Below are 4,635 nucleotides of genomic sequence, written 5' to 3' on the forward strand. Positions count from 1 at the left end.
GCTCGCGAAAGCGGACTTTCAGTTGATTCATCGGTGACTGACACACCGCATTCGCGAGCAAGCCCGCTCCCACATTTCGACCGAGTCGCCCTCAACACCGCGTTAATTTTTTCAGAAGTCCAGGCCGGGCCGCTGCGACGACCCGCGCCTTTTTGGAGCACCGCACCATGACGCTTGCAGTCCAATTCACCCACGTTTCCCGTCAGTTCGGCGAAGTGAAAGCCGTTGACCGGGTTTCCATCGATATCCAGGACGGCGAGTTCTTTTCCATGCTCGGCCCTTCCGGCTCAGGCAAGACCACATGCCTGCGCCTGATCGCCGGGTTCGAGCAGCCGAGCGCAGGCTCGATCCGCATTCATGGCGAGGAAGCCGCCGGCTTGCCGCCGTATCAGCGTGACGTCAACACCGTGTTCCAGGATTACGCGCTGTTCCCGCATATGAATGTGCGCGACAACGTCGCCTACGGCCTCAAGGTCAAGGGCGTCGGCAAGGCCGAGCGCCTCAACCGCGCCGAAGAAGCCCTGGGCATGGTCGCCCTCGGCGGCTACGGCGACCGCAAGCCGGTGCAGCTCTCCGGCGGCCAGCGCCAACGGGTGGCACTGGCCCGCGCCCTGGTCAATCGCCCGCGTGTGCTGCTGCTCGATGAGCCGCTCGGCGCCCTCGACCTCAAGCTGCGCGAGCAGATGCAAAGCGAGTTGAAGAAGCTGCAACGCCAACTCGGCATCACCTTTATCTTCGTGACGCACGATCAGACCGAAGCGCTGTCGATGTCCGACCGGGTGGCGGTGTTCAACAAGGGCCGCATCGAACAGGTCGACACCCCGCGCAACCTGTACATGAAGCCGGCCACGTCGTTCGTCGCCGAATTCGTTGGCACCTCCAATGTGCTTCGCGGCGAGCTGGCCCAACGCCTCAGCGGCACCCCGCAACCGTTCTCGATCCGCCCGGAACACGTGCGCTTTGCCGAAGGCCCGCTGGGCGTCGGTGAGGTCGAAATCAGCGGCCTGCTGCACGACATCCAGTACCAGGGCAGCGCCACCCGCTATGAACTGAAACTGGAAAACGGCCAGGCGCTGAACATCAGCCAGGCGAACAACCAATGGCTGGATATCAGCAGCGGCCACCAGGTCGGCCAGACCGTCACCGCGCGCTGGGCGCGGGAAGCCATGACCCCGCTGACCGACATCGCAGGCGAGGTGTGAGATGACTTCGGCCCTTTCCCAACCGCCGATGCGCAGGTTTTCCAACCTGCTGTACCGCAAGCCCAACCTGTACCTGGCAATGTTGCTGGTACCGCCGCTGATCTGGTTCGGCGCGATCTACCTGGGCTCACTGCTGACCCTGCTGTGGCAAGGTTTCTATACCTTCGACGACTTCACCATGGCGGTCACGCCGGACCTGACCCTGGCCAACTTCGCCGCCCTGTTCCAGCCGTCGAACTTCGACATCATCGTGCGCACCCTGAGCATGGCGATCGTGGTGTCGATCGCCAGCGCCATCGTCGCCTTCCCGATCGCCTACTACATGGCGCGCTACACCACGGGCAAGACCAAGGCGTTCTTCTATATCGCGGTGATGATGCCGATGTGGGCCAGCTATATCGTCAAGGCGTATGCCTGGACCTTGCTGCTGGCCAAGGGCGGCGTCGCACAGTGGTTCGTGCAGCACCTGGGGCTGGAACCGCTGCTGCAGTTCGTGCTGGGCATTCCCGGCGTGGGCGGCAGCACCTTGAGCACCTCGCACCTGGGGCGCTTCATGGTGTTCGTGTACATCTGGCTGCCGTTCATGATCCTGCCGATCCAGGCCTCGCTGGAACGCTTGCCGCCGTCCCTGCTGCAAGCCTCGGCGGATCTCGGGGCCAAGCCGCGCCAAACCTTCATGCAGGTGATTTTGCCGCTGTCGGTGCCGGGCATTGCCGCCGGCTCGATCTTCACGTTCTCGCTGACCCTGGGCGATTTCATTGTGCCGCAACTGGTGGGCCCGCCGGGCTACTTCGTCGGCGGCATGGTGTACGCCCAGCAAGGTGCCATCGGCAACATGCCCATGGCCGCCGCGTTCACCCTGGTACCGATCGTGCTGATCGCAGTTTACCTGTCCATCGTCAAACGCCTGGGGGCCTTCGATGCACTCTGAAAAAGCTTCGTGGAGCCTGAAAATAGCGGCTTGGGGCGGGTTGGTTTTCCTGCACTTCCCGATCCTGATCATCTTCCTCTACGCCTTCAACACCGAAGAAGCCGCGTTCAGCTTTCCGCCCCAGGGCTTTACCCTGAAGTGGTTCAGCGTGGCCTTCGCCCGGCCCGACGTGCTCGAAGCGATCAAGCTGTCGCTGCAGATCGCGGCCATCGCCACATTGATCGCGATGGTGCTCGGCACCCTGGCCTCGGCGGCGCTGTACCGGCGCGAATTCTTCGGCAAGCAAGGCGTGTCGCTGATGCTGATCCTGCCGATTGCGCTACCGGGGATCATCACCGGTATCGCACTGCTGGCGACGTTCAAGACGCTGGGCATCGAGCCCGGGATGTTCACCATCATCGTCGGCCACGCGACCTTCTGCGTGGTGATCGTCTACAACAACGTGATCGCGCGCCTGCGGCGTACTTCCCACAGCCTCATCGAAGCCTCGATGGACCTGGGTGCCGACGGCTGGCAGACCTTCCGCTACATCATCATGCCCAACCTCGGCTCGGCGCTGCTGGCCGGCGGCATGCTCGCGTTTGCGCTGTCGTTCGACGAAATCATCGTCACCACCTTCACCGCCGGCCACGAGCGCACCTTGCCGCTGTGGCTGCTCAACCAGCTCAGCCGGCCACGGGATGTGCCGGTGACCAACGTGGTCGCGATGCTGGTGATGCTGGTGACGATGTTCCCGATTCTCGGTGCCTACTACCTGACGCGCGGCGGTGAAAGCGTGGCCGGGAGTGGCGGTAAATAACTGACAACCCATTGCCACTGAAGGAATGAGATTCAAATGTGGGAGCGGGCTTGCTCGCGAAAGCGGTGTATCAGTCACGTGATGTATCAACTGAAAGCCCGCTCCCACACTTGAACCGGTTTCGGCAGGGGAAACGATGCAGCTTTAAGAGGACAGAACCATGCAAACCAAACTGCTGATCAACGGCCATCTGGTCGAAGGCGAAGGCCCTGCGCAGCCGGTGTTCAACCCGGCATTGGGTCGGGTACTGGTGGAAATCAAGGAAGCCAGCGAAGCCCAGGTCGACGCCGCCGTGCGCGCTGCCGATGCCGCCTTTGAAGGCTGGTCGCAGACTGCACCCAAAGACCGCTCCTTGCTGCTGCTCAAACTGGCGGACGTGATCGAGGCCCACGGTGAAGAGCTGGCCAAGCTGGAATCGGACAACTGCGGCAAGCCCTACAGCGCCGCGCTGAACGATGAGATCCCGGCGATTGCCGACGTGTTCCGCTTCTTTGCCGGTGCCAGCCGTTGCATGAGCGGGTCGGCTGGCGGCGAATACCTGCCCGGTCACACCTCGATGATCCGTCGCGACCCGGTGGGCGTCATCGCTTCCATCGCGCCGTGGAACTACCCGCTGATGATGGTCGCCTGGAAAATCGCCCCTGCCCTGGCTGCCGGTAATACCGTGGTGCTCAAGCCGTCGGAACAAACCCCGCTGACGGCGTTGCGCATGGTCGAACTGGCCGCCGATATTTTCCCGGCCGGTGTCCTCAACCTGGTGTTCGGGCGTGGTCCGACCGTGGGCAGCCCGTTGGTGAACCACCCGAAAGTGCGCATGGTGTCGCTGACCGGCTCCATCGCTACCGGCGCGAACATCATCTCCAGCACCGCCGACAGCGTGAAGCGCATGCACATGGAGCTGGGCGGCAAGGCCCCGGTGATCATCTTCAACGATGCCGATATCGACGCGGCCGTCGAAGGCATTCGCACCTTCGGCTTCTACAACGCCGGCCAGGACTGCACCGCGGCGTGCCGCATCTATGCCCAGGCGGATATCTACGATGCGTTTGTCGAGAAGCTCGGCGCGGCAGTCGCCAGCATCCAGTACGGCCTGCAGGATGACCCGGCCACCGAGCTCGGCCCGCTGATCACCGCGCAGCACCGCGACCGCGTCGCCGGCTTTGTCGAACGCGCCGTGGCCCAGCCGCACATCCGCCTGGTGACCGGCGGCAAGGCGGTGGAAGGCAATGGTTTCTTCTTTGAACCGACGGTGCTGGCCGATGCGCAGCAGGACGACGAAATCGTGCGCCGCGAGGTGTTCGGGCCGGTGGTGTCGGTGACTAAATTCACCGATGAAGCGCAGGTGCTCGGCTGGGCCAACGATTCGGACTACGGCCTGGCGTCATCCGTATGGACCGCCGATGTCGGACGCGCCCATCGCCTGGCCGCGCGTTTGCAATATGGCTGCACCTGGGTCAACACCCACTTCATGCTCGTCAGTGAAATGCCCCACGGCGGTCAGAAACTGTCCGGGTATGGCAAGGACATGTCCATGTATGGGCTGGAGGACTACACCACCGTACGCCATGTGATGTTCAAGCACTGACGCTTTACCCCTGTGTGCGGGCTTGCCCGCGATGGCGGCGTGTCTGTGCCGACGCTATCGCGGGCAAGCCCGCACCCACAGGGGCCCGCCTCATAAAAAAAAATAATTAGTAGGTTAC

Annotated in this window: 4 protein-coding genes; all 4 read left to right on the plus strand. The window is 62.9% G+C overall.

Annotated features, from left to right (window positions below; genetic code table 11):
• Window positions 1-167: 167 nt before the first annotated feature.
• The 4 genes from QMX97_RS31610 to QMX97_RS31625 all read left to right on the plus strand — a co-directional run bounded on the left by QMX97_RS31610 (window position 168) and on the right by QMX97_RS31625 (window position 4,517).
• Window positions 168-1,202, plus strand: coding sequence for an ABC transporter ATP-binding protein (locus tag QMX97_RS31610; protein ID WP_065903225.1), 1,035 nt, complete (start codon window positions 168-170; stop codon window positions 1,200-1,202).
• A gap of 1 nt (window position 1,203) precedes the next feature.
• On the plus strand, window positions 1,204-2,133 hold the full coding sequence (locus QMX97_RS31615) for an ABC transporter permease (RefSeq protein WP_106804986.1): 930 nt from the start codon (window positions 1,204-1,206) through the stop codon (window positions 2,131-2,133).
• On the plus strand, window positions 2,123-2,932 hold the full coding sequence (locus QMX97_RS31620; protein WP_065903232.1) for an ABC transporter permease: 810 nt from the start codon (window positions 2,123-2,125) through the stop codon (window positions 2,930-2,932). The genes QMX97_RS31615 and QMX97_RS31620 overlap by 11 nt, the downstream gene beginning before the upstream one ends.
• A gap of 160 nt (window positions 2,933-3,092) precedes the next feature.
• Window positions 3,093-4,517 carry a gamma-aminobutyraldehyde dehydrogenase gene (locus QMX97_RS31625; protein ID WP_282398213.1) on the plus strand — a complete coding sequence of 475 codons (1,425 nt, stop codon included), beginning with the start codon at window positions 3,093-3,095 and terminating at the stop codon, window positions 4,515-4,517.
• The last annotated feature ends 118 nt before the right edge of the window (window positions 4,518-4,635 follow it).

This window comes from Pseudomonas sp. PS01298, assembly GCF_029959745.1.
Classification (GTDB): Bacteria; Pseudomonadota; Gammaproteobacteria; order Pseudomonadales; family Pseudomonadaceae; genus Aquipseudomonas; species Aquipseudomonas aylmerensis.